The following is a 23,187-nucleotide window of genomic DNA, read 5'->3' on the forward strand; positions in this document are numbered from 1 at the left end:
CTTGGACTTAAAACAGGCCCTTTACCCGGCCGGACTCCACATCGATATCAATATTATTGAAGGCTGGCTCCGATGCCGTTCCCGGCATCAGCTTGATCTCGCCCGCCACCGGCACCACAAAGCCGGCGCCCCGATAGACCAGCATGTCGCGGATCGGCAGGGTCCAGCCCTTGGGCCGTCCCTTGAGGTTGGGATCATGCGAGAGGCTGAGATGCGTCTTCACCATGCAGGTGCCCATCGCCGCCGTGGCGGGATCTGCCTCGAACTTCAACACCTTCTCCATCGCCACATCGCTGAACGTCACGCCATCAGCCCCGTAGATTTCCTTGGCGATCAACTCAATCCGCTGACGGTGCGGGGTGGTGAGATCGTACAGGAATTTGAAGTCATTCTTTTCATTGGCCGCCGTCACCACCACTTCCGCCAGCTCGCGGGCCCCTTCGCCCCCCTTGAGCCAATGCTGGGAAAGCGCCGCATAGGCCCCATGCTGCTGAGCGATCTTCTTCACTAACGCCACTTCGGCCGGCGTGTCCGTGTAAAAGCCATTGATGCAGACCACCGGACGGACCCCGGACTTTTTAATGATTTCAATGTGGGCAATGAGGTTCTCGCACCCCTTCTCAAGCAGCCCGAGATTCTCCCGGGTATAGGCCTCATCGAGCTTGGCGCCGGGTTTGACGGCGGGTCCCCCGCCATGCATCTTGAGCGCGCGGATCGTCGCCACCAACACCACCGCACTCGGCTTCAGGCCGGAGAACCGGCATTTCAGGTTCCAGAATTTCTCATACCCGATGTCCGCCGCAAACCCGCTTTCGGTGACATGATAGTCCGCCAGCCGGGTCCCGATTTCATCGGCGATAATGGAGCTCTGCCCGATGGCGATATTCGCGAATGGACCGGCATGCACAAAGATCGGCTGCCCCTCAACGGTTTGCACCAGCGTGGGATGAATGGCCTCGACCATCCAGGCCGCCATCGCCCCGTCCACCTTGAGGTCAGCGGTGGTGATTTCATTGCCATCCTTATCGCAGGCCAGGACCATCTTCGCCAGGCGCTGCCTCAAATCCTTGAGATCCTTGGAGACCGCCAGAATGGCCATGACTTCGCTGCCCACGGAAATCTGGAAGCCGGACTCCATCTCAAAGCCGTCCATCTTACTGCCCCGGCCGATGGTGATGTTGCGCAGACTCTGGGCACAGAAGTCCATACACCACTTCACGCTCACCCGCGCGGGGTCCACGTTCAGGCGGCGGATGCCGGTCCTGGCCAGACGGGCATCATCATAGTTCTGCTCGTGCTGCATGCGGGAGGTCAAGGCCACCAGCGCCAGATTGTGCGCGTTGGTGATGGAGTCGATATCCCCCGTCATGCGAATCGAAAAAGGAGCCAATGGAATACACTGAGCCAGGCCACCGCCCGCCGCAGAGCCCTTGATATTGAACGTCGGGCCCCCGCTGGGCTGGCGGATGGCGCCCGTCACACTCTTGCCCAGCACCGACAACCCCTCAATCAGCCCGATGGTGGTGGTGGTCTTGCCCTCGCCGAGCGGCGTGGGGGTAATGGCCGTGACATCGATATACTTGCCCACGGGCCTGGAGCCGATGCGCTCCATCACCGCGCGCTGGTCCACTTTGGCCAGTTGCCGGCCCATCATGATCACTTCGCTTTCGTGAAGTCCCAACTCCGAGGCCAACTGCATGACCGGCTTCATGGTCTGCTCGGCGGCTTCGGCAATCTGCCAGTCCTTCATCTTTGTCGGATCCAAAATCGGTCGTGTCATAAATAGTCCTTTATTCCGCTCACTCCACTAATTTGCCTTCGCGATGCGCCATGATGAATTCCACCCCGAACATATCCTCGCCCGTCAACAGCGCCCGTGCCAACGTGAACGACTCGGAGGTGGTATCCACGGCCGACAGGATTTTTGCATTCATTTGCAGGGGGTCCAAAATCCCGCTGTCACCACCCGCCTCCACCACCATCCAGGTGAACACCTGATTGATGAGCTTACGGGCCGGCATCCCGAACGACACATTGCTCAAGCCGCCGGAGATGTGAATCTCAGGGCCATAGGCCTTCCGGATGGCGGCCACGGATTCCAGAAAGGACTGGGCGTTGTTCGAGTCCGTCGCCACCGGAAAGACCAGGGGATCCACGTACACATCCGAACCGCGAATGCCCACGGCATCGAGGAGCGGCATGAGGCGGCTGATGTTCGCCAGCCTCTGCTCCGTGTTGCCGGGCAGGTCCTTCTCTCCTGCCGCCGAGGCAATGACCACCGCCTTGAATTCGGCCGCAACCGGAATGGACTCCTGCCGCTCGAGCGACACCGAGTTCACCATGGGCCGGCCCCGCCGGGAATCACAGGCCTGCAGACCCGCACGCAGAATCGCGGGATTGGAGGAATCAATACTCAGTGGAATCGACGCCGTGGCCTGCACCACCTCCGCCACCCACTGGATCGCACGGCACCGCTCGGCAATATCAGTGCTGAACTCGTCCACATTCACATCCAGGAATGAGGCATCGGCCCGCTCCTGCCGCATGGCCAGGTAACGGAGATAATCCACGGCCGCCGCCTTGCCGGCCGCATCCCCATACAACCCCTGCCAGACCGCCACGGCACAATGCTTGATTTTGCCGGCCTCCCAATCCGCCGTCTTTAAAAAATGCTCAGGAATGGGCAACGCGCGCGCGTCCGCCTTGCCCCCGTAGACCACCGCGAACCGGCCGTCGTCCAACTGCTTTACAAAATTACCACCCACTTTATAAATACGGGTACAATGGATATTCTCACCCACCACAATTAATGTTTTCAAATGCCCCTCCTGACTCGTTCTTCAAAACGTGCCTAATATGGCATGCACCTCCCCGATATTCTTGGACAAACAGGCGTGATTATTGCACAATCTGGCATTGTGAAATTAAGACCCGAGACCTCTGAGCTCACCCATCTGCTGCAGGAAATCGAAGAGATTGCCGGACAAGGGGCCGTTTATCACGCCCTTTACGAGCGGCAGGTGCTTCTGAACAAAAAAGTCTGCACCTTCTGCCGACAGGCACTGGCCCATCCGGTCGCCGCCTCGTTATGCCGGGTGGCCTGCTGTAATGGGACCTTGCAATCAATGAGCGCGGGGGAGCCGTATTATTTCCGATGCTGGGCCAATCTGCTGGTGATCGCCATTCCGGTGGCGCCCCATGGCAAGTGCATCGGCGGCATTACGCTGGGCGGCTTCTGTGTGAGTGGCGAAAAACCGGACATCCGGGAGGCCGTTACCCAGTTGGCCCGGTCATGGCCTGACGCCCATCCCGCCACCTTCCTGAAGCAATTGGAGTCGGTGAAACTCATCACTCCCGCCGCCTTGAGAGGCCTGGGGGCCCTGGCGATGGAGACCACCTTTTCCAATGGCATTAATTCGAGTGAGTTTTTCCGCAGGCAAAATGGGAAATATCTCCAGCAACGCCGGATCGCCGAGGCGGCCGCCGAGATCCGGGAGAACCCTGAGGCCACGCCGGACATCCCGGGCAATACCTATCAGCTCATTACATTTCTGAATAAGGGCAATAAGCCTGAGGCCCACACCTTCATTTCGCAATATCTCGCAAAACTCCTGCTGGCGAGTAATTGGGACCCGCTAAAATTGAAGGCCCATCTTCGCGTCCTGCTGGCCGTCATGACGAGTCAGGATATTCTGCGGGGCACCCCCTGGGCGGTCGCCACCAGCCGGGAACTGCGCAACATGGTCCGGCTGGAGCAGGCCCGCACGACGGAGGAAAGCTGTTACGAGGTGACGGAATGGATCCAGCAGTTTTTTGTCGGACAGAACACCCTGACTCACGACGGGCGCAGCCTGGCCGAGCGGGTCACCCACTGGCTTCAATCCCATTATCCGGAGAGCGTCACGCTTGACCTGGCATCAAAGGCCGTGGGGGTGAGTTCCTCAACGCTCGTGCACCGCTTACGGCAGGAAGTGGGAAAAACCTTCAAGGAAATCCTCACCGAGATCCGTATTTCAGAGGCCAAGAAATTCCTCGCCACCACCTCGCTGGACATCAGCGGTATCGGGGACGCCTGCGGTTTCTTCGACCAGAGCCATTTTACGCGGGAATTCAAGAAAGCCATCAATCTCACCCCGGGCGCATTCCGGAAACTGCTCCGCGTGCCCGACGAAGCCCTGAACCGGCCCGGCAGCGGAAATCTCGATGAAACCGCGCCTTTGAGAAAACGGAAGACAGTTAGCAGTAAGCAGTAGGCAGATACCAAATTCTACCCACTGTCTACTGCCCACTGCTTACTGCCCACTGCTCACTGGCTTCAATTCTTCCCGTGCGCCTGCTCATAACGCTTGATCTCATCCCGGAGTTTGGCGGCCTCTTCGTAGTCTTCTTTGGCGATCGCCTTTTCCTGTTTGGCCTTCAACTGCTCGAGCGGAGAGCCCTTCGATTTGGCGGATTTGGCGGGTTCGCCGGCCTGCGCCTTGCCGGACGCTTCCGCCTTCGCGTCGGCCTCCTTCTCTTCCGCAATCACGACCCCCGCCTTATTCATCACCTGCGCGGTCACATAGAGCGGGGAGGAGCACCGCAACCCAAGGGCGATCGCATCACTCGGCCGGGCGTCAATCTCGGTTTCAACCCCGTCATGTTCCAACACCAGTACCGCAAAAAAAGTATTATCCACCACATCCTTGATCACCACCCGCATTAAGCGACACTCCATGCAATCCAGTACGTTTTTGAACAGATCATGGGTCAGGGGACGGGGAATTTGAACCTTTTCAAGCCACAAGGCAATCGACTGGGCTTCCGCCCCGCCAATGAATATGGGCAGCGTCCGGGGATCGGGATCCCCCTTGAGCAGAACCACAAATCCCAGATTGGACAACGATAACCCGGCTACTTTGACATGAATCATAAATTACCTCGTATGGCTGCACTCTATCACCCTTTCGCGTGCCGTGAAAAGGTTCTATTGAAGAGATCCACCGTAACGACTATATATAAGCCCCTGATGAAACTCATTTCATGTGACGCACGCCACCTGCCGGCCATCATGGCTATTTTTAATGAGGCCATTCTCCATTCCACCGCCCTCTGGGACGACACTACCAGATCCCTTGAAACAGTGTCAGCCTGGTTTGAGGCCAAAGCCAAGGACGGCTTTCCCGTCGTTGTAATTGAAAATGACGCCCGTGAGCTCATGGGCTTTGCCACCTACGGAGTCTTTCGCAACAAGCCGGGATACAAATATACCGTTGAGCATTCCATCTATGTTGACGCCCGGTTCCGGGGGAAGGGCATTGGCACCCACCTGATGCAGGAGTTGATCCGCCTCGCCCAAGCCCAGCAGTTCCACACCCTGGTCGGGGCCATCGATACGACCAACGAAGCCAGCATGGCCCTCCATCGCCGCCTCGGGTTTGAGTACTGCGGCACCATCAAACAGGCGGGCTTCAAGTTCGGCCGCTGGCTTGACATGGCCTTCTATCAGCTCCTCCTCCCCACCCCCACCGCGCCGGTCAGCAGATAATTTGTAATATCTCATCTTTTCCGCGTAATACGGACTAGAGGGTAAGATCCAGTGAACGAAACCGAACTCGACCAACTCATAGAACGGATCCAAAACGGGGATCGGGATGCCTTTGGCGACGTGGTGTTCGCCATCCGCAAGGAGTTACGGATCTTCCTCTCCGCCCACGCCTGTTCCATTGATATGGTCGAAGAAGTGCTCCAGCACACGCTCGTGGTCTGTTACGAAAACATCGCGAAATATGAACGACGCGGCACCTTCCTCTCCTGGACCAAGGGCATTGCCCGGAATCTGATGCTCAAAGAGTTGAAGGCACGCTCCCGATACGTTGCCCCCGGCGAAGATGAACTCGACCGGATCGTACTGGATGCCGCCGTGCATTCCGTGCAGGCCCAAGACCGCGAAGAGGAGTATGTGGAACGCCTCCGCCATTGTCTCACCAAACTGCCCGAAGACTCCCGCAAGCTGGTCGAACAACGTTATTTCAACCGCTTGTCCATCCGGGAACTGGCCGCCCTCACCCACCGGACGGAAACCTGGGTGGCCGTCGCCTTGTTCCGTGTGAGGGATATTCTCAAAGACTGCATGATGAAAGAGGTGGTCTCATGAATGAACAGGAATTCATCCTGCTGATGGAGGAATACCTTGAAGGGAGCCTCACCCCGCAAGGCCGGGCCGCACTCAAGGCCGAGGTGCTTAAAAACCCCGTTCGCCGGAAACTGTTCGAAAACCAGGCCCGCCAGCATATCCGGCTCCATGCGCAATCCAGCCGCATCGATTTCACGGAAACCCAGCGGATCGCCGTCATGGTCATGGATATTGTGGAAAAGCAGAAAGAGCCCAGCGTATTCATGGAATTGATCCGGCAGAAAACCTTCCGCGAACGCGCCTCCCTGATTCTCCAGGGCCTGAAGGCCGCCCCCGGTACCCTCGCCCATAGAACCGCAAAGGCTGAACTGGTCCGCATCTTCGGCCCCGTCAGCCTTTCGGTGGCCGTGAATGTCGCCGCCCTGCTCCTCCTGCTCTTCTGGGTCCCTTATGTCCTCCCGCCTCCCCCCGATCAGGAGGGTTCTGAGGAAAAGGGCGCGGTCATCATCAACCTCGGGGAGCCAGACCTCAACCAGCCTGACCCCTCTGACAGCACCCCGCCCCCGGAAATCACCACGCCGTCTGGCCGATCATCGGAGCCACCCATGGCCCCAACCGACTTGACGCTTCCGCCTCTTGGCGGGGGTGCCCCGGGACCCGGCGACGACTCTCCCCGCCCCCCTCTGGAACGCCCCGGGGACGGGACCTCCTCAGGGGAACCGCTCTCCGCGCCCCTTTCCCTCCGGCACGTCCCAGGCGGCTTCCTTCCCAGCTCACACGGGAATCGCGAGACGACTCTTCGCGCGGCCATTCTGACTGAGCAGAAGGCGCAGAAGACGGAAGCCGCGGTGGGCAAATCCCTGCAGTGGCTCAAAGCGCACCAGGCGGCGGATGGCAGCTGGCCGGGACAGGAGCCGACCGCCATGACCGGCCTGGCCCTGCTGGCCTATCTGGCCCACGGTGAGACCCCCTCCTCCCCGGAATTCGGCGACACCGTCACACGCGGGCTGAGAAGCCTGCTGAAACGCCAGGAGAGCACCGGTGCCTTCTCGAAAAATGTTTATGCCCATGCCATCGCGACCTATGCTCTGGCCGAAGCCTATACGATGACGCGTATCATGGATCTGAAACCCCCGCTTGAAAAAGCGGCACGGGTCATCATCAATGGCCAGCAAAGTGCCGGTGGATTCGACTACAACTACCTGAAAGGTCAGCGGTTCGACACCTCGGTCACAGGCTGGCAGATTCAAGCACTCAAGGCGGCCAGAACCGCCATTCCTGATCTGGACGGACTGGAGGAGGCCCTCACCCGCTCCACCCGCTTCCTGCTCTCCGACGCCCTCGCCAGGGATGGCAGCGGGTTTGTCTATGAAGGGAAAGACGGGGTGGCCCCTGTGGGCGGGGGCCGGCTCAGCATGACTGGCGTGGGGACCCTCTGCCTGCAAATGCTGGGCAAGAACACCTCGCCTCCTGTCAAATCCGGCCTCAAAATATTACAAAACGCTGAGCTTGAATGGCCGGCCGCAGGCAAGGCCAATGTCTATGCCGGCTATTATGTGTCTCAAGCCAAATTCCAAAGCGGCAACCAGGCCGACTGGATGCACTGGAACCTCCACATGCAGCGCGTGCTGCTCTCGAAACAAAAACAGGACGGGCATTGGGAGCAGGGCGATTACGACAATGGCTCGCATGTCTATACCACCACCCTGTGCGCATTGATGTTGGAAGTCTATTACCGCTACCTCCCCTCCTATGCCCAACGCCCGGAACCGGAACCCGTAAAGAAAATCGCTTCGGGCGATGTCTCCATTGATATCAAATAAGCAGACGGTTCAGCCTTTCTTTTCAAGCGAAGGCCGTTACAATCGGCCGTCATGATTGAATGGAATCCAGTGACAGTAAAGCGATGGCGGCGGTTTCAGAAATTACGCCGCGCCTGGTGGTCGCTCTGGATCCTCCTGTCATTGTACCTGATCAGCCTCGCCGCCGAGGTGCTCTGCAATAACACGCCGCTCGTGGTCCGGTTCGACGGCCATTACTATGTCCCCCTGGTCCAATTCCATCCAGAAGACACCTTTTTGCATAACGGCCGCCAAACCCGGCCGGACTACAAGCAGATCCAAGCCCTCCTGCTCTTCACCGTTCCGCCTGGCAATTTCATGCTCTTCCCTCCTGTCCCCTATGGGCCCTATGAAAATGTCCCGCCCACCTCCATCGCCCTGCCCGAGGCGGTCACCCTGACCTTCCGCCCTGAACCGCAGGTGGCCTCCGTTACCGTCTCAACCAATCTCTGCATCACCCGGTCGGCCAATCCGGAGTTTTTTTTCGAACTCGGTCCGGACGCCCTGAGGGGACACGCCTTTACCAATACCTGGCTGATTTCACCCGCGCTGCAGGCGGCCATTTCCCTACGGCTTCAGAATAAAGAAGCCCCATCGATCAGCGTCACAACCGTCCATTCAAGAAATCCCCACCGGGTGGCCGAACTCTCCCTGCCGGAATTCACCCCGCGCGATCTCCCCCCTTCCACCATCCGACTGACCCTCCGCGAAAAACCGGACGCATCCCCGCTCCCGCGCGGCAGGATGGCATGGAACAGCGATATGCAACTGACCTCCTCCTCATTTTCACCCTGGGCCACCCTTTCGCCCGAGACCCAGACAGCGCTGACCGCCTTTGCCGCCGGGAGTCTGAGTAATGCCGCGTTACCCCGGATCATCGAAATCAAGGGAACCCCTTATGCGGTAACGGCCACCAAGTCAGAAGTGCGCTGGCCCTATCCCCCGACCCGGGGCCACTGGCTGGGCATCGACAGTTCCGGCCGCGATGTGCTGGCCCGCATCCTGTATGGGCTGCGAACCTCGCTGACCTTCGGCTTTCTCCTGGTCATCCTTGCCATGCTGCTGGGCACCGCCCTGGGTGCCATTCAAGGCTATTTCGGCAGTCATATGGATATGCTCGGACAACGCTTCACGGAGATCTGGAGCGCCCTGCCCTTTCTCTACGTGATGATTCTGTTGGGAGCGGTCTACGGGCGAGGATTCCTGTTGCTGTTGATCTGTTACGCCATCTTCAACTGGATCGGGATCTCCTACTACATCCGGGCCGAATTTTTGCGGCTGCGTCATCTGCCGTTTGTTGAGGCCGCCCGGTCGCTAGGATTGCCGCACCGGGCCATTATCTTCCGGCACATCCTGCCCAACGCACTCACGCCGCTTATCACCTTTTTTCCCTTTAATCTGGTCGGGGCCATCGGCTCGCTGGCGGCCCTCGATTACCTGGGCTTCGGCCTGCCCCCCCCAACCCCCAGTTGGGGGGAACTCCTGCAACAGGCACAGCAATTCCGCTGGGCCTGGTGGCTGATTCTCTATCCGGCGCTGGCGCTGTTCACCGTTATGTTACTGGGCGTCTTTGTGGGTGAAGGCATCCGGAATGTCTATGATCCCAGACCTAAAACGAAATTTGAATAATGAACCCCCTGCTGGACATACAAAATCTGAGCGTGTCATTCGACACGGATGAAGGCCCGCTGACGGCGGCGGAAAATGTCTCGTTTTCCATCGGCCAGGGCGAAGTCGTCGGCCTGGTCGGCGAATCCGGCTGCGGGAAATCCGTAACCGCCCTGAGCCTGCTCCGCTTGATTCCCATGCCGCCGGGCCGGATCCTGTCGGGCCGGGCCGTCTTCGAGGGGCACGATCTGCTCTCCCTGCCGGCCGCCACATTGCGCTCCATCCGGGGCCGCCGGATCAGTGTGATCTTCCAGGAACCCCAGGCGGCGCTTTCCCCGCTCCACACGGTCGGCGCCCAGCTGATTGAAACCCTGCAACTCCATCTGGATATTGATCATCAGACCGCAAAATCCCGCTCGTTGGACTGGCTGAAGAAAGTCGGCATTCCCGATCCCGGGGAGCGGATGCGGGCCTATCCCCACCAGCTGTCCGGCGGCATGCTCCAGCGCGTCATGATCGCCATGGCTTTGATGCTGGAGCCGGCATTGATTATTGCCGACGAACCGACGACCGCGCTGGATGTCACCATCCAGGCCCAGATTCTCGACCTGCTGCTGGAAATGAAAAGCAGGGACACCTCCCTGTTGATCATCACCCATGATCTAGGCGTGGTCTGGGAAATGTGTGACCGGATCCTGGTCATGTATGCCGCCCGGATCGTTGAAGAAGGACCGCGTCAGGAGCTTTTCAGGCATCCCGCCCATCCCTACACCCGGGCCCTCCTTGAATCGGTCATCAGCCTGACCAGCCGCTCCGAAAGGTTGTCATCCATTGAGGGACAAGTCCCCTCCCCGCTCGCCTATCCCGCCGGCTGCCGCTTTGCCGACCGCTGCAAATTGGCCTTTCCCCGCTGCCGCCAGGAACTCCCCCCTCTCTTTGACGTTGCCCCCGGCCACCAGTCCGCCTGTTTCCTGTCTGAAATTTCAGATTTCAAATCTCATATTTCAAAATAACCCATGCCCCTCCTCCACATTCAAGATCTCAAGACCTGGTTCCCCATCAAGCGCGGGGTCTTCGCCCGCACGGTGGGCCACATCCATGCCGTGGATGGCGTGTCACTCACAATTGAGCCGGGCGAAACCGTCGGGCTGGTGGGCGAATCCGGTTGCGGCAAAACCACCCTGGGCCGCACGGTAATGGGGTTGGAGCCAAGAAAGTCAGGCACCATCCATCTGGACGGCACCCCGCTCTGGCCCGCCCGGCACAAGGACAGCATGCCCCTGCGCCGCCGGATTCAAATGGTATTTCAGGATCCCTACTCGTCTCTCAATCCCCGCATGACCATCCAGGAAATTGTGACGGAAGGCATGCTCCATCAGAAGCTGATCCGTCCGCGCGACCGGGAAGCGACCGCCCGCCGCCTGCTCCTTGAGGTGGGGATGGAGGCCAGCGGGCTCCATCGATACCCCCATGAGTTTTCAGGGGGACAGCGGCAGCGCATCAGTATTGCCCGCGCCATTGCCGTGCGGCCTGAGCTTGTCATCTGTGATGAAGCCGTCAGCGCCCTGGATGTTTCTGTCCGCGCCCAGGTGTTGAATCTGCTGAAAGACCTGCGTGCCTCACATAATCTAGCCTACCTGTTCATTTCCCATGACCTCGGGGTGATCCGGCATATTGCCGACCGGGTGGTGGTCATGTATCTGGGGGTGGTGGTGGAGACGGGACCGGCTTCCGAAGTTCTGGATCATCCGGCGCATCCCTACTCCCGCGCGCTCATTTCCGCCGTACCGGTTCCGCTGGGAGAGAAGAAACGCAGGACGGTTCTCCGGGGTGATATCCCCTCATCCGCCAACCCTCCCTCCGGCTGTCGCTTCCATACCCGCTGTCCCCATGCCATTGAGGCCTGCAAGGTTCAGCCTCCCCTGCTTGAGCCCCTTTCTCCGGGCTCACCCCGAATGGTGGCCTGCATCCGGAAACACGAAATTAGCGAATGAAGGTGCCGGCATCCAATTCGGCAAAAGCCTGATCCAGTTCCTCCTGGGTGTTCATCACGATGGGCCCGCCCCAGGCAATGGGTTCCTGCAACGGGTGACCGGCAAATAGCAAGAAGCGCATCCCGTCGGAACCGGCCTGGACGGCGAACTGGTCCCCTTCGCCAAATAAAACGGCCCGATGGCTTTCCACCCGCACCACGGGGTCCCCGAACAATCCTGCGCCTTGCACAATGTAAATGAAGAGCGTGGATTGACTGTCAACCGGCAAAGACCAGGCCGCCTCCGGTTTCAAGGAAACATCCATAACCAGGGCCTGAACATAGTCGCCCTGAGTCGCGCCCTTGACCTTGCCATAGGCTCCTGAAATCACCCCCACGGTACCCGCCTTCTCCTGAAGCCGGGGAATCATCTCCGCCTTGATATCGCGGTATTGCGGGTGGACCCACTTGTCCTTGCGCGGCAGGTTGATCCAGAGTTGAAGCCCGAGCATGTGGGGGGACGCGTGGGGCATTTCCTGGTGAATAATGCCGCTGCCGGCCGTCATCCACTGGCAGCCGCCATCCAGGATGTGTCCCTGGTTACCCAGGCTGTCCCCATGCTCAATATCGCCGGCCATCAGATAGGTTACCGTTTCAATCCCGCGATGAGGATGCCAGGGGAATCCTTTAATATAATCGGCGGGATTTCTCGAATCAAAGGCATCCAGCATCAAGAAGGGATCGAATGCCTTGGTCTGTGCGGGGCCCAACACCCGCACCAGATGGACCCCTGCACCGTCCACCTGGTTGGAGCCGGTTACCGTTTGCGAAATTTTCCTGACTGTATTCATCGCAAAATCCTTTCTTGTGAGACCCATATGGGAACATTATTAAGTCAAACGCTGAATCAAGGCGGCTTTCCCAGGGCAGCGGCGCACCAGAATGTCGCGATCAGCCAGTTCAAAATCCGCAAAGTCAAATCCGGGGGCCACCGTACAGCCCATCAGGGTGTACTCACGGGGATTATCCACGGTAGCCGCAAACCAATGATGGCGCTTAATGACGAGTTGTGGCTGTTGCCGGCGGTGCCCCTCGACACCAAGAGATACCGACTGGTAGATCCCCTTGGGATCAATAATATGCAAGGTCAACGGACTGCCGGCATGAAAATGCCAGATTTCATCAGAGGCAAGCCGGTGGAATCTGGAGACATCCCCGCCACGCAACAAAAAATAGATGGAGGTTGAAACCGCCCGTGAACCGGTGTAGCGCCCTGGCAATGCCTTGCGTGAAATGGCCTCGGGACACCGATAGACCTCGCGATAGAAGCCCCCCTCGGGATGGGGGGCCAATTGCAGGCTTCTAATCCAATAAGCGGCTGTTTTCATTACTTTGGCCCCATCGATTCCATTCAATAATACCCATTCCTGGTTTTCATGATTGCGCTGAATGCTCCGCCTGTCGAGTCTTGAGTTGATATTGAAGCCCTCCTGCCATATCGTCCTGACATCTCATAACCGCTTTTATGGCAGGAAAGAAAGAATCCCATGACGAATCAATCTAAAGAATCAGCCTCGAAACAGATGCGCAATATAAAAACACCCCCGAAAAGATGGTTTAAGATTTTGGACCAGAAGCATCGGGCCAGAGCGACGAAACCGGTGATTCAGGAACCAAAAAAAGACGGAGCGGTCAAGGAGTAATCTGGCAGGGTGACGCCATTGAAAATTGAGGCCCTCGTTCTGTGAGCACGGTCAGGCACCGTGCTTCAGCTCGAGAACCTTTATTACAACCGGCAGTTCAACACCCTTTTTCCTGACATTCAGGCGGGTGTCTGGCGTCAACCGTTCTTTGGTGACGCGATTCACTATCCCTATAACAACCCTATACTCACCCGGTGAGGCCGAAAACGGTACCTTAATGCGTCGAGTATAGGAGAACACTTCGCTGAACGGTTGATACTCAATGTTTTCGGCGGGCAGGTCACCCAATAGCACATGATCATCCTGGAAACGATCCTTCCCCTTTTGAAAGTTCACGAAAGCGTTATACAAGGGCGTCTTGACAGAAGCCGAGCATGTCCAATAGTAGGTGACATCAAGGCCTTGTCCCGGAGCAACTTCATTGGTGGAAAGCGTCAAGCCCAGAAACCGGATTCCGCCTGGATAAACAACCTCTGAGGGAACCACCGGCTGGGTCTGCCTGAAAAGGATGGCCTCCTGAATCCCCGCTTCCTCCTGCCTCCCGGAAGCCTTCAGCGCATCCACCAGCGCACGCATAGCAGGCTGATGGCATGGATAGAGCGCTATCGCCCTGCCTAGCGTTCCCATCATCTCCCCAACATCCCCTTTAGCTCTTTTGGCCATCGCCTGCTGAAACACCCACTCCGATCTTTTCTTTAGCGTCCGAACTGGCTCCTCGGCAAAACATCCCTGCTCTGTCCAGAAAACAGGGGTATGCTGAATCCAGTCATCCTCATCCGTGGCCTGCGACACAACCATCAAAGTCATGGCCCCCAGTTGTGTCTCCGCCCATTGCAGGCCGCATTTCCCCAAAACCAACCGACAGCGGGGGGCATCACGTGAATCCATCAGCAATCCTGTCTTCTCTTTAAAAAGCACCTTGGTGGCCCGGCTTGAATCCATCATCGGTAAGTCCAGTAAAGAGCGTTTGATTAACGATGGGCTATCAACCATGATGACGTCTGTATCCCGACAAGCGAGCCGCTCCGTAATCCAGCGTGGTCCATGGAATTGTCGCACTTTATGCTCCCGTAATAGTGATAGACACGCGTCCACTGACGGTACAATCCCAGCTGACGGTGTGGCCTGCTCCAAAAACATGATTTCATCTAAACTGATAGTCCGGGGACGGCTGTCCGCCAACCCGAACTTCATTCGCAATCGCGCCACACCACCGCTCGGGCAGACAAAACGGATCTCCTCAAATGTTTGAATCCCTTCCAGTTTGAGATGGGAACCGGACCAGAAATAGCCGCCGGGTGCAGTCCAAGGAAGCACCTCGCACCAGTTTGTACTGCCTGCAGATTGGACATCAATCTTAAGGAAGCCTGGCGGCGCACCCTCCATACTCACAAAGCGTACCCCGCACAAAATATGCGGCCTGTCAAATTCCACATTCAATTCGCCCTTCTCATCCCGTTTTAGCGATATTGACCATGAGGTGTGCATCGTATTATCGGTAAGCGCATTCAGGAAGGAGGTACCCGTGTCGTCCCGAACATACCGGAGAGCTGCCGCATCGAGATAGCGCCAGTCATTCGGCGGCGGAGTCAGAGCATAATCCACATGAACCCCGGCCACCTCCCTTTCCAGGCATCGTCCGCCGGAATAGGATAGAAAAGAATGTAGCTGGCAATAATCATTCAGAATAGCGGGATGATCGGCCAGTTCGACACGCCGGGCATATGGGGCGTACCGTTCCAATGGCATAGTCGCGACACATAATTTTTCATCGGATGCATAATTGAGCCAATGGAGACCATAATCGCCATAACAGGAGCCATCACACAGAAGGGGGATTGTACGGGTCAATTCGCCGGCATTGGCCCAAGCCTGACGTCCGTAATCCTGATCGGCAATCATTTTCGGCAGGGAATACAAGTGCGCAGGAATCAGAATAACCACCAGAATCCAACCCAACCACGCCAGCCTGTGTTTCATAAGCCAATCGGCACTCCACGCCATCATAACGGCCACAGCGGGGAACAGAGGTAGCAGGTACCGACAGTTTCCATCTGCCTCGATGTATTTTGATGTCACACTCACGGCGGCCAATGCAAGACACAACACCGGTGCCGCCAGTCTGAAAAAGAACCGATCCCCATCCTTCCGGCGGATCCAATCATGAAGGAGAAGGATCAGAAACAACAGCACCATGGCCCCTGTCAGCAACAAAACCGCTACGCTCCAAAGATTCAGTGGTACCTGGAGGTCCATGGCTTTCACTAACGTCACACAAAATGCCGGAACTCCTCTAGCGAGCGGCGTTCTGCCCAGTGCTTCCTTGAACTCAAACGTACCCCAGTGGTGCGTCGCATTCCAAATCCACCAAGGGGCGCTTCCAGCAAAAAAAGACAAAAGCGCCGGAAGTGCTCCCTCCCTTACCAGGCGCCAGGAAAACCCTGAGAGCAAAATTACGAGAGCGGTCAAGAGAAACGCTACCATCAATTGGTTTGACCACCACCCCATGCCTGCCAGCAATCCGAGCATCACAAAGGAAAATGCCCGCACCCGCTGCCCTTCGCGCATCTGAGTGACAATTCTACAGGCAAGATAGACGGCACCAACGCCACACACCATCATGACCATATAGCCTCCACGAGGGGCAACGGAGTAATGGAAGTTGGTATTGGATCCCACAAGCGCCAGCAGAAGGGCCACAAACCCAGCACGACGACCACCAGCATTAAGGCCCCAGAGGTAGATTAGAGGCAGGAGGGTGATACCGGCTAGCACGGTGCCAAGACACACATGGAACGCGGATAAACCCAAAATCCGGCATACCAAAACGCTGACTGCAGGCTCCAGACTCCCCATGTATGGCTGGCCATAGAAAAAAACAGGGAAATCAACTCCTGATGCCATGTGCTTCGTCATGAGAAACACAATGCCATGATCGGAATCCGGAGAGAACTGGATGGTCCAAGCCTTAAAAATCCGCAATCCCAGCCCGAGCAGTACCATCCCTCCGACCAGCAACATCCACAACGCCTGCCCATCTTCCTTGTAATGTCGACTTTCCTTATCCATGCCGATCCGCCCTCATAGTTGATATTTCAGCCGAAACCTGGGTTCTGAGCCCGAATGTCCCTTCGTTTTCACGCAAAGCATGAACATAACATGGGACGTTTCATTTCAGAAGCGCGAACGCTCGCCGCGGTCGATGGAGAGTGCCATTTCAAACATATCGATATTTGAAAAACATCATCGATACAGTCAATTGAATATATTAATAATATAAACGATATTGCTATCGCTTCGATGCCACTAAAAGAAATTTAACAAAGAGGAGCCTGACATGAAACCGATGACCACCCATGAGCGCTTTACCCGCATGTATCAGCATCGCGATGCGGATCGCATCCCTGTAATTGATCTCCCTTGGAGCAGCACTATTGAGCGCTGGAACGCGGAAGGCATGCCCAAGGAGGTAAGCTATGAGGATTTCTTTGATCTGGACCACCTCTCCGGATTCACCCCAGACAACTCCCCCCGCTACGAGGAGAAGGTGATCGAGGAGACGGCCGACCATAAGATCTACACCAGCAAGTGGGGCGTCACTATGAAGCAGTGGAAGCACGCGAACTCCACGCCTGAGTTCCTTGACTTCACCATTGTGGATCCGGTCAGCTGGAAACACGCTAGGGAGCGGATGACGCCAACCCGGGACCGCGTCCCCTGGGATTACCTGAGCCAGAACTACCGGACCTGGCGTGAAAAAGGCCATTGGCTATCGGGCGGACTCTGGTTCGGATTTGATGTCACCCACTCCTGGATGGTGGGAACTGAACGGTTGTTGATGGCTCTGGCGGAAGATCCCGAATGGTGCATGGACATGTTCTCGCATCACTTGGACATGAGCCTTGCGTTGCTGGATATGGCGTGGGAGGCGGGCTACACCCTTGACGAAATCAGCTGGCCGGACGACATGGGCTATAAATTCAGCCAGTTCTTTTCCGTGGGAACTTATCGGGAGATGCTCAAGCCCTATCATCAACGGGCCGTGGAGTGGGCGCACGCCAAGGGAATCAAGGCGCGACTGCACTCCTGCGGCGACGTCAATCCCTTCGTCCCGGAGCTATTGGACATTGGAATGGATGCGCTGAACCCCCTGGAGGTCAAGGCGGGGATGAATCCCGTGGAGCTCAAGAAGAAATTCGGCGACAAACTGCTCTTCCATGGTGGCATCAACGCCCTGCTGTGGGACAAGCCGGATGCGATTTACGCCGAGATGGAGAGCGTGATTCCGCGCATGAAAGAATCCGGCGGCTACATCTTCTCCTCGGATCACTCCGTGCCCTCCAGCGTGAGCCTGGAGGATTTTCGCCGGATTGTGGCGCACGCGAAGAAACTGGGCCAGTACTAGTCAGTAGCGTTTCCTTTTTCCGGTCGCCACGATATCCATCCGCCATTGTCACAGACCCAGCCAGCATGATCGACAGCACCACCCCGAATACTTTCATTATATTGTTCATTGTTTTGCTCTTTTTCCCAAAAATTGACTGAACTCTCACCCTAGTAATTAGATGATCAAGCCTCGGATTTTATTCAGACTAGAGTGCGGGCGTACGGCGGATCATGGAAAAACATCGGATTCACCGGCGCCCCATCATCCACCAAAAGTGCGATCTTGATCGTCATAAGATGAGTGAAGCACCTGCACCTTGCCGCCGCAAAAGTTTATTAGCCAGCTTTTCAGAAGCTACGCTTATCTGCTGATCCCCACTACTGAACGCCCCAGTCAACCCACCCCTACCCCGCCCGAAGCCGTCTCGGGTCATTGGGGCGACCGCTACAGTTACGCGGGCCTTCCCAGACAAACTGCAAGCTACCCGATCACCGTACTGACCAATACCGGTTACCTGGTCGGCTACAGCGAAAGCCGCAAGGACCCCTTGTGGGTATGTTACCGGCTATTCCGTCCGGATAGCTACCAAGCCCCACCCCGGCCACAGGGGTTTCAGACGGACTCCCGGACATCAGCCCGCGCTAACCCCCATGATTACAGCGCAAGCGGCTATGACCGGGGCCACATGGCACCTAATTATGCGATTGCGGTCTGTTATGGCCCAAAAGCGCAACTTGAGACCTTCCTGATGTCCAATATCCTCCCGCAACGACCTGCCCTGAACCGGCAGATCTGGGAACGACTGGAGCAGACCGAAATCAAGGAGTACGCTCCTCGTTTTCGACAGATTTGGGTCATTGATGGGCCCATATTCCATACCCGCAATCGGCTGAGTGGTGGCGAGGACGTCCCTGATGCCTGCTTCAAGATCATCGTCAGGGAGGAAGGCGGACAGCCGTGCGTACTGGCGTTCATCATGCCACAAACCGTCACGGGGACTGAGTCAGCGCAACAGTACCTCTCCAGTATTGATGAAATTGAAAAAGAAACCGGCCTCGATTTCTTCTCCATGATGCCTGTGGACCTTCAGCAACGATTCGAAGCTGAGGCTGCGAGGGCAATGTGGTGAACTGCGGCGAGAAAGATCAGCAGGGCTTCAATGGCGCCCGAAGAATTTCATATTTTCCATGTCCAAAAGGATGGCGGGCATCGACCGGTTTAGCCGAGGTCCGGACGGACAGGAAGGCGATGATGGAGGCAACGAGATCGACGGCCGAATGAATGGCTTCGGACAGGACGGAAACAGAACCGATCAGGAGTCCGACCAGGAGTTTAATCCCAACGAGCGTGGCGTTGGAAAGAATGGATAGCGCGGCAACCCCTGCCTTGCGTTTATGAATATCGTTAGAACCGGTTTCCATATTACCTCCTGAACAAAACGCCCCGCAAAACTTCATAGTCCCGCGGGGTGTGAATCCCACTGCCGTTCAGGCCCAGCCGCACCTGTTCACAGGTCGCTTGATCCGGTCTCTCATGAGGTCGTTAACCGCAGAATGTAAAGATGAAGGCCGGAGGTTGTCAATGGCGCAAGCGTGGGGGCGAGGAAGTTAGGCCGCAACAGTCATTACCCGTCAAATTCGGTGACGAGAACTTTAATTAAAGCCTCGCGCCTTTGAGCTTGCCCCGTCGGCATAAGTTGCCCTGATGCGGATTGCAGAAAAACACGATGATGTAATCTCGACGCCCACGGAGCAATGCATGCCAACATACTGGCCCCTTGGACGAAAAACGAGATTCCGTTCAGTTGAACGGCCTGTCGCTCAATAAAGAGGGATCCCGGAATCACAAACAGATCAGGAAACTGAAATCGATGAACCTTCCCTCCTTCTCCAGAATGCCAGACCAAAATATCAACCACAACGTCGCCCTTCCGGCGAGCCGTAATCTGGTGAGGATGTCGCATTGAAAGGACAAAGCCCGCACGTGTGAGGGCATCCCAAATGGCAGGTGCGTCTTGACTGAGACAAATAACATCCAAGTCATCGGGAATATGCGACAAATATCCCGTCATCAGGGCGTCATAAGCCATCCCCCCACCGATCAAACAGTTCAGTTTATCCCGCTCGATGATGTCCACGATCTCCTTGAGGAGTCTGATATGTTTGGCCGTTAGTAACCTGACTACACATGGTATGCGGCCACACCAGGTTATCGCCACTTCACAAATAGCAGAATATATCTGAACAAAGGCCACGACCCCCAGTCCGAGCAGAGCAAGACCGATCAAGTCGAGTGTTCTGGCGGAACTGGCCAAACGCATCAACCCCACGGCAATGGCAATCACGCCTAAACTTGCCGTGGCTAAGAGGCGAATCCGATAATACCGTCCCTCTCGGATTTTCAAGTACCCGACCACGCCAAGCGCCATCATCAAGAAGGAGGCCCATAGCCCGGTTATTATTTCACAATTCATCATGTTTCAATCTCCATCTTCCTGCAGTAAAATCTACCCGGCACCGTGACTGATGTCATCGAAGTGAGGATAGCGCCCCTTTCCTGATCTCCTAACCCGGCTTCGGGCAAGGCGCCAGGCTTCATGGAGCCCATTCGAACGAGTGACGCGCACAAACCGAAGCAAATCGGCGATGACACGGGAAAGATCAACATACCTCGCAACTGCTGTTTTCAACGACGAGTGCATCGACCGCGGCTTTACCGGATGGACCAGCTTGTTTGCAGGATAGCCGGACAAGGAGTTGTGCGGCGGGCGATAGCGCATGGTCTTTCCATCCAGAAGTTCACAGCTGGATGAGTCCAGATAGAATCGGTTTATGTCCTGAGGCAAAACAAAATCACCTGTTCCCCCGAAATCCCGCAAAGTGAAGTTTCCTTGAAACAACAATGTGGGGATGAGCGCCTCATAGATCCCCGTCCATCCTTTCAAGTATATCTGGTAGACATAATCCAGGGCTGGATAGGAAATCCTGAATATGGGATTAAAGGAGCGAAGGGCTTGCGCCAAATCCACTTTCTCGTCAAAACGGCCCAGACCCCAAAAGTACCAATCGGGCTCTTGTTGATATCGACGGATATGAGAAGTCAGGAAATCCTCATGGCTCTCAGAGAAATAGCGGAAAAAATACTCCCAGTTCCCGGAAAATCGAACGTCATATTCAATCAACCAATAGTAGCCATATCTGTGTTTCCGGGAGAAGGCGATCAAGGATCTGTCGGGTTTGAAGCATGCCGGTGAATCGGCAAAATACGGTGCGTCCGACAGCTTCACCAGATCCATGTCGGTCTGGATGTAATGAGGAAACCTCAAGAACCTGCGATCCATGGGTCTGCCGGATTTCTGCTGATAAAGGAGGATGCACGTCCCCAGGGCCTTAGTAGCATCCTGCAGCTTTTCAAATTCCCCCGCAATCTCTTCTGAGTAGAGGTGAGTCAGAAATAAAAATACCTGATCGTTGTTCATACGGTTAATTGCTGCGGGGTTTGAAATTGCAAATGGCTTGCCTATACGCATCAAGTGTCTGGCGGGCGATTCGGTTTATGTCGAAACCACATCGAACAGCTTCAAGGGCCTGCTGTGAGAGGTGATGCCTCAGGAGGGGATTTTGAAGCAATTCAACCGATGCCCCGGCAAGGGCTTTGCTCTCAGCCGGTTGGATCAGCAGTCCTGTTTGCCGGTCCTGTATGACCTCACCGAGGCCGCCCACCTTGCTGGCTATCACGGGGCAGCCACAAGCCATGGCCTCAAACATCACGGTCCCTCCGGGCTCATACAAGGAAGGCACCACACAGAAGCTCGCCAATCGATAATAGTGGACGAGCTCTTGTGTGGGTAGAGAACCCAAGTAGACAATTCGATCCTTCCCATAAACGTCGATCAAATGCTGCGACCATGTCTGTTGGCTGTCCTTATAGCGATAATCCTGGCCCGCCAAATAGAGTTTGGCGCGGGGCATTTCGCGTAGCACCAGGGGAAATGCGTGTGCGAGCACCTCGATGCCCTTGGACTTTTCCAGCCGGCCCACAAAGAGAATGGCCTGGTCTTCCCGGGGAGTGTCTGCTGGATGAAAGATATCGAGGTTGACGCTGATGGGGATGCGCTGAATATCTCGATCTTTCAATTCCCAGGCATTCCGGGCAAAGCGGATATAGTCTTCAGATACCCCCGTCACAAGATCAGCGCCTAGAAGATGATTCCTGAAGAGAGACCAAAGAAGACGGTTCCTGGGCCATTGTTTCAGTTTCCCCCGGTCGGCATCATCTTTAAAGCCCGGGTAGCCGTGGAGTCTCACACAAACAGGGACTTTGCGTCTGCCCAGATAGGCCCATGCATCGAGCCCCCAGTCTGTGGCTTCAATGATGTCAATCGCATGCCTTCTGATCAAGGCGGGGAGGATGCCACTAATTAATTGCCCGTAACGCCAGACAGATAAGGGGATGACACGATCCAGTAGCCCACAACCCCTGAATGCATCTTCCCTGAAGTCCAAGTGGTGGACAAATATTTGATCTTCAAGTCCTTCAAAGTGACGTCGCCCTCTTCCCGTTGAGGACACGATATGCACCGTATGTCCCAACCTGGCCAGCGCCATTGACATACAGTGAACATGACTCTCCGTCCCTGCCTGAGTGCTGAATGAGCGGACTAGATAGCAGATATTCATATTATCCCTGATGGAAACGGCCAGTAAAGTTCTTGGGCATTCTCAAAGCCGCACGATATGTTTCATGAACCCATCCCCCCGGATCGTATCGAGGAGCTCGAATTTCAAATCGGACAGTCCTTCAGTTCTTGAATCATAGGGGAGGCGTTTTCCCGACCCCAATCGCTTGCAGTTTGCCTGATAGTCTGGATTCCCACGACGCTTGACGTCTTCATGAGCGCGGGGATGACCGGAAGCCACCTGCTCAATAGACTGATATCGGCCCATCCTCCAGGTCAAGGGGATGGCCCAGGTTTGGCCGAACCTCTTTCTTAGGTCATCGTCTTCCGCTCCCCACCCCCAGTATTGATTGCTGAACCCGTTAACCTGCCAAAAGTCCTCTTTGTTCACCAAGAGAACGCCACCGAAATAAAAAGGGCTGAACTGGTACTCATACTGCGAACAATGGGCGGCAAGATGAGTCGGCATGACGGGATAGGCGTAATTACATGATGCCGATTCCGGCAGCAAGTCGACATCATGAAAGCAGAAATAAACACTTTGGTCCTGGTAAAGGCTGAACCCCGCATTCATCAGTTTGGCCCGATTAAACAGGTCACCCCCCGCCTGCTCGATGACGACAACACGGTACTTGATTCCTTTCAGGAAACTGGCCATGTGCGGAACAAACTGTCTGAGATTCTCTTCGCGGTTACGAAAGGGGACCACAATAATCAGCTCTTCCGGTCTCTTCGCCGCACGCCTTGCCCTGACGAGCCGAAGAATGGCGGCAAACGCTTTTACGGGAGTTTTGATATCCAGCAACGCCACAAAGAACCGCGCGATGGTTTTCACGTCAGGGGGTCGCGATCTAGTACACATGATTTTCATAGATATGGCATT

19 protein-coding genes and 1 pseudogene are annotated in these 23,187 nt (G+C 56.2%); 9 read left to right on the plus strand and 11 right to left on the minus strand.

Annotated features, from left to right (window positions below; genetic code table 11):
- Nucleotides 1-7 precede the first annotated feature (7 nt).
- Together WCS52_08700 and WCS52_08705 are read right to left on the minus strand one after the other, a co-directional pair.
- Nucleotides 8-1,780 (minus strand): formate--tetrahydrofolate ligase, encoded by a 1,773-nt coding sequence (locus tag WCS52_08700; GenBank protein ID MEI6167262.1) that lies wholly within the window; start codon nucleotides 1,778-1,780, stop codon nucleotides 8-10.
- Between the two features lie 19 nt (nucleotides 1,781-1,799).
- Nucleotides 1,800-2,819, minus strand: coding sequence for a dihydropteroate synthase (locus WCS52_08705; protein MEI6167263.1), 1,020 nt, complete (start codon nucleotides 2,817-2,819; stop codon nucleotides 1,800-1,802).
- 99 nt (nucleotides 2,820-2,918) lie between these two features.
- Between WCS52_08705 and WCS52_08710 the strand changes: the two genes are divergently transcribed.
- Entirely contained in the window at nucleotides 2,919-4,253 is a 1,335-nt protein-coding gene (locus tag WCS52_08710) for a helix-turn-helix domain-containing protein (GenBank protein MEI6167264.1), read from the plus strand.
- A gap of 62 nt (nucleotides 4,254-4,315) precedes the next feature.
- Here WCS52_08710 and WCS52_08715 read toward each other — a convergent pair whose 3' ends face one another.
- Nucleotides 4,316-4,912, minus strand: a complete 597-nt coding sequence (locus WCS52_08715) for a bifunctional nuclease family protein (protein ID MEI6167265.1) — start codon at nucleotides 4,910-4,912, stop codon at nucleotides 4,316-4,318.
- Between the two features lie 96 nt (nucleotides 4,913-5,008).
- Here WCS52_08715 and WCS52_08720 point away from each other — a divergent pair, with 96 nt between their 5' ends.
- The 6 genes from WCS52_08720 (at nucleotide 5,009) to WCS52_08745 (ending at nucleotide 11,558) form a co-directional block, all read left to right on the plus strand.
- Complete coding sequence (locus WCS52_08720) at nucleotides 5,009-5,527, plus strand: N-acetyltransferase family protein (GenBank protein MEI6167266.1); 519 nt, start codon at nucleotides 5,009-5,011, stop codon at nucleotides 5,525-5,527.
- Between the two features lie 51 nt (nucleotides 5,528-5,578).
- Nucleotides 5,579-6,136: a sigma-70 family RNA polymerase sigma factor gene (locus tag WCS52_08725; protein MEI6167267.1), complete on the plus strand. Its 558-nt coding sequence runs from the start codon at nucleotides 5,579-5,581 to the stop codon at nucleotides 6,134-6,136.
- Nucleotides 6,133-7,938 (plus strand): prenyltransferase/squalene oxidase repeat-containing protein, encoded by a 1,806-nt coding sequence (locus WCS52_08730; GenBank protein ID MEI6167268.1) that lies wholly within the window; start codon nucleotides 6,133-6,135, stop codon nucleotides 7,936-7,938. Before WCS52_08725 ends, WCS52_08730 begins: the two co-directional genes overlap by 4 nt.
- A 69-nt stretch (nucleotides 7,939-8,007) precedes the next feature.
- Nucleotides 8,008-9,585 (plus strand): ABC transporter permease subunit, encoded by a 1,578-nt coding sequence (locus WCS52_08735; protein ID MEI6167269.1) that lies wholly within the window; start codon nucleotides 8,008-8,010, stop codon nucleotides 9,583-9,585.
- The gene (locus WCS52_08740; protein MEI6167270.1) at nucleotides 9,585-10,577 is read left to right on the plus strand and encodes an ABC transporter ATP-binding protein; all 993 of its coding nucleotides are present in this window, start codon (nucleotides 9,585-9,587) and stop codon (nucleotides 10,575-10,577) included. The genes WCS52_08735 and WCS52_08740 overlap by 1 nt, the downstream gene beginning before the upstream one ends.
- Before the next feature lie 3 nt (nucleotides 10,578-10,580).
- The gene (locus WCS52_08745; GenBank protein MEI6167271.1) at nucleotides 10,581-11,558 is read left to right on the plus strand and encodes an oligopeptide/dipeptide ABC transporter ATP-binding protein; all 978 of its coding nucleotides are present in this window, start codon (nucleotides 10,581-10,583) and stop codon (nucleotides 11,556-11,558) included.
- Here WCS52_08745 and WCS52_08750 read toward each other — a convergent pair.
- The 3 genes from WCS52_08750 to WCS52_08760 all read right to left on the minus strand — a co-directional run bounded on the left by WCS52_08750 (nucleotide 11,548) and on the right by WCS52_08760 (nucleotide 16,308).
- Nucleotides 11,548-12,387 carry a pirin family protein gene (locus WCS52_08750; GenBank protein ID MEI6167272.1) on the minus strand — a complete coding sequence of 280 codons (840 nt, stop codon included), beginning with the start codon at nucleotides 12,385-12,387 and terminating at the stop codon, nucleotides 11,548-11,550. The two genes, WCS52_08745 and WCS52_08750, sit on opposite strands and share 11 nt — an antisense overlap.
- A gap of 39 nt (nucleotides 12,388-12,426) precedes the next feature.
- A complete protein-coding gene (locus WCS52_08755) occupies nucleotides 12,427-12,924 on the minus strand; it encodes a cupin domain-containing protein (GenBank protein ID MEI6167273.1) in 498 nt (165 codons plus the stop codon).
- Between the two features lie 366 nt (nucleotides 12,925-13,290).
- Nucleotides 13,291-16,308, minus strand: a complete 3,018-nt coding sequence (locus tag WCS52_08760; GenBank protein ID MEI6167274.1) for a hypothetical protein — start codon at nucleotides 16,306-16,308, stop codon at nucleotides 13,291-13,293.
- A gap of 268 nt (nucleotides 16,309-16,576) precedes the next feature.
- On the opposite strand from WCS52_08760, the gene WCS52_08765 reads away from it, so the two are divergent.
- The gene (locus tag WCS52_08765; GenBank protein ID MEI6167275.1) at nucleotides 16,577-17,644 is read left to right on the plus strand and encodes a uroporphyrinogen decarboxylase family protein; all 1,068 of its coding nucleotides are present in this window, start codon (nucleotides 16,577-16,579) and stop codon (nucleotides 17,642-17,644) included.
- Between the two features lie 298 nt (nucleotides 17,645-17,942).
- Nucleotides 17,943-18,755, plus strand: a complete 813-nt coding sequence (locus tag WCS52_08770) for a DNA/RNA non-specific endonuclease (GenBank protein ID MEI6167276.1) — start codon at nucleotides 17,943-17,945, stop codon at nucleotides 18,753-18,755.
- Nucleotides 18,756-18,757: 2 nt separating this feature from the next.
- Here the strand turns inward: WCS52_08770 and WCS52_08775 are convergent.
- The 5 genes and pseudogenes from WCS52_08775 to WCS52_08795 form a co-directional block, all read right to left on the minus strand.
- Nucleotides 18,758-19,047 (minus strand): annotated as a pseudogene (locus WCS52_08775) (cation diffusion facilitator family transporter).
- Nucleotides 19,048-19,250: 203 nt separating this feature from the next.
- On the minus strand, nucleotides 19,251-20,102 hold the full coding sequence (locus WCS52_08780; GenBank protein MEI6167277.1) for a hypothetical protein: 852 nt from the start codon (nucleotides 20,100-20,102) through the stop codon (nucleotides 19,251-19,253).
- A 30-nt stretch (nucleotides 20,103-20,132) separates the two neighbouring features.
- Nucleotides 20,133-21,155, minus strand: a complete 1,023-nt coding sequence (locus WCS52_08785; protein ID MEI6167278.1) for a hypothetical protein — start codon at nucleotides 21,153-21,155, stop codon at nucleotides 20,133-20,135.
- Nucleotides 21,109-22,305: a glycosyltransferase family 4 protein gene (locus WCS52_08790; GenBank protein ID MEI6167279.1), complete on the minus strand. Its 1,197-nt coding sequence runs from the start codon at nucleotides 22,303-22,305 to the stop codon at nucleotides 21,109-21,111. The genes WCS52_08785 and WCS52_08790 overlap by 47 nt, the downstream gene beginning before the upstream one ends.
- Before the next feature lie 42 nt (nucleotides 22,306-22,347).
- Nucleotides 22,348-23,139: a galactosyltransferase-related protein gene (locus WCS52_08795; GenBank protein ID MEI6167280.1), complete on the minus strand. Its 792-nt coding sequence runs from the start codon at nucleotides 23,137-23,139 to the stop codon at nucleotides 22,348-22,350.
- Nucleotides 23,140-23,187: the final 48 nt, after the last annotated feature.

The organism is bacterium (assembly GCA_037128595.1).
Taxonomy (GTDB): domain Bacteria; phylum Verrucomicrobiota; class Kiritimatiellia; order CAIKKV01; family CAITUY01; genus JAABPW01.

Coding starts and splice junctions, on each gene's coding strand:
- WCS52_08780 (MEI6167277.1), bottom strand. CDS start 20,102: ATGATGAATTGTGAAATAATAACCGGGCTATGGGCCTCCTTCTTGATG.
- WCS52_08730 (MEI6167268.1), top strand. CDS start 6,133: ATGAATGAACAGGAATTCATCCTGCTGATGGAGGAATACCTTGAAGGG.
- WCS52_08750 (MEI6167272.1), bottom strand. CDS start 12,387: ATGAATACAGTCAGGAAAATTTCGCAAACGGTAACCGGCTCCAACCAG.
- WCS52_08715 (MEI6167265.1), bottom strand. CDS start 4,912: ATGATTCATGTCAAAGTAGCCGGGTTATCGTTGTCCAATCTGGGATTT.
- WCS52_08720 (MEI6167266.1), top strand. CDS start 5,009: ATGAAACTCATTTCATGTGACGCACGCCACCTGCCGGCCATCATGGCT.
- WCS52_08745 (MEI6167271.1), top strand. CDS start 10,581: ATGCCCCTCCTCCACATTCAAGATCTCAAGACCTGGTTCCCCATCAAG.
- WCS52_08740 (MEI6167270.1), top strand. CDS start 9,585: ATGAACCCCCTGCTGGACATACAAAATCTGAGCGTGTCATTCGACACG.
- WCS52_08790 (MEI6167279.1), bottom strand. CDS start 22,305: ATGAATATCTGCTATCTAGTCCGCTCATTCAGCACTCAGGCAGGGACG.
- WCS52_08760 (MEI6167274.1), bottom strand. CDS start 16,308: ATGGATAAGGAAAGTCGACATTACAAGGAAGATGGGCAGGCGTTGTGG.
- WCS52_08700 (MEI6167262.1), bottom strand. CDS start 1,780: ATGACACGACCGATTTTGGATCCGACAAAGATGAAGGACTGGCAGATT.
- WCS52_08755 (MEI6167273.1), bottom strand. CDS start 12,924: ATGAAAACAGCCGCTTATTGGATTAGAAGCCTGCAATTGGCCCCCCAT.
- WCS52_08785 (MEI6167278.1), bottom strand. CDS start 21,155: ATGCGTATAGGCAAGCCATTTGCAATTTCAAACCCCGCAGCAATTAAC.
- WCS52_08765 (MEI6167275.1), top strand. CDS start 16,577: ATGAAACCGATGACCACCCATGAGCGCTTTACCCGCATGTATCAGCAT.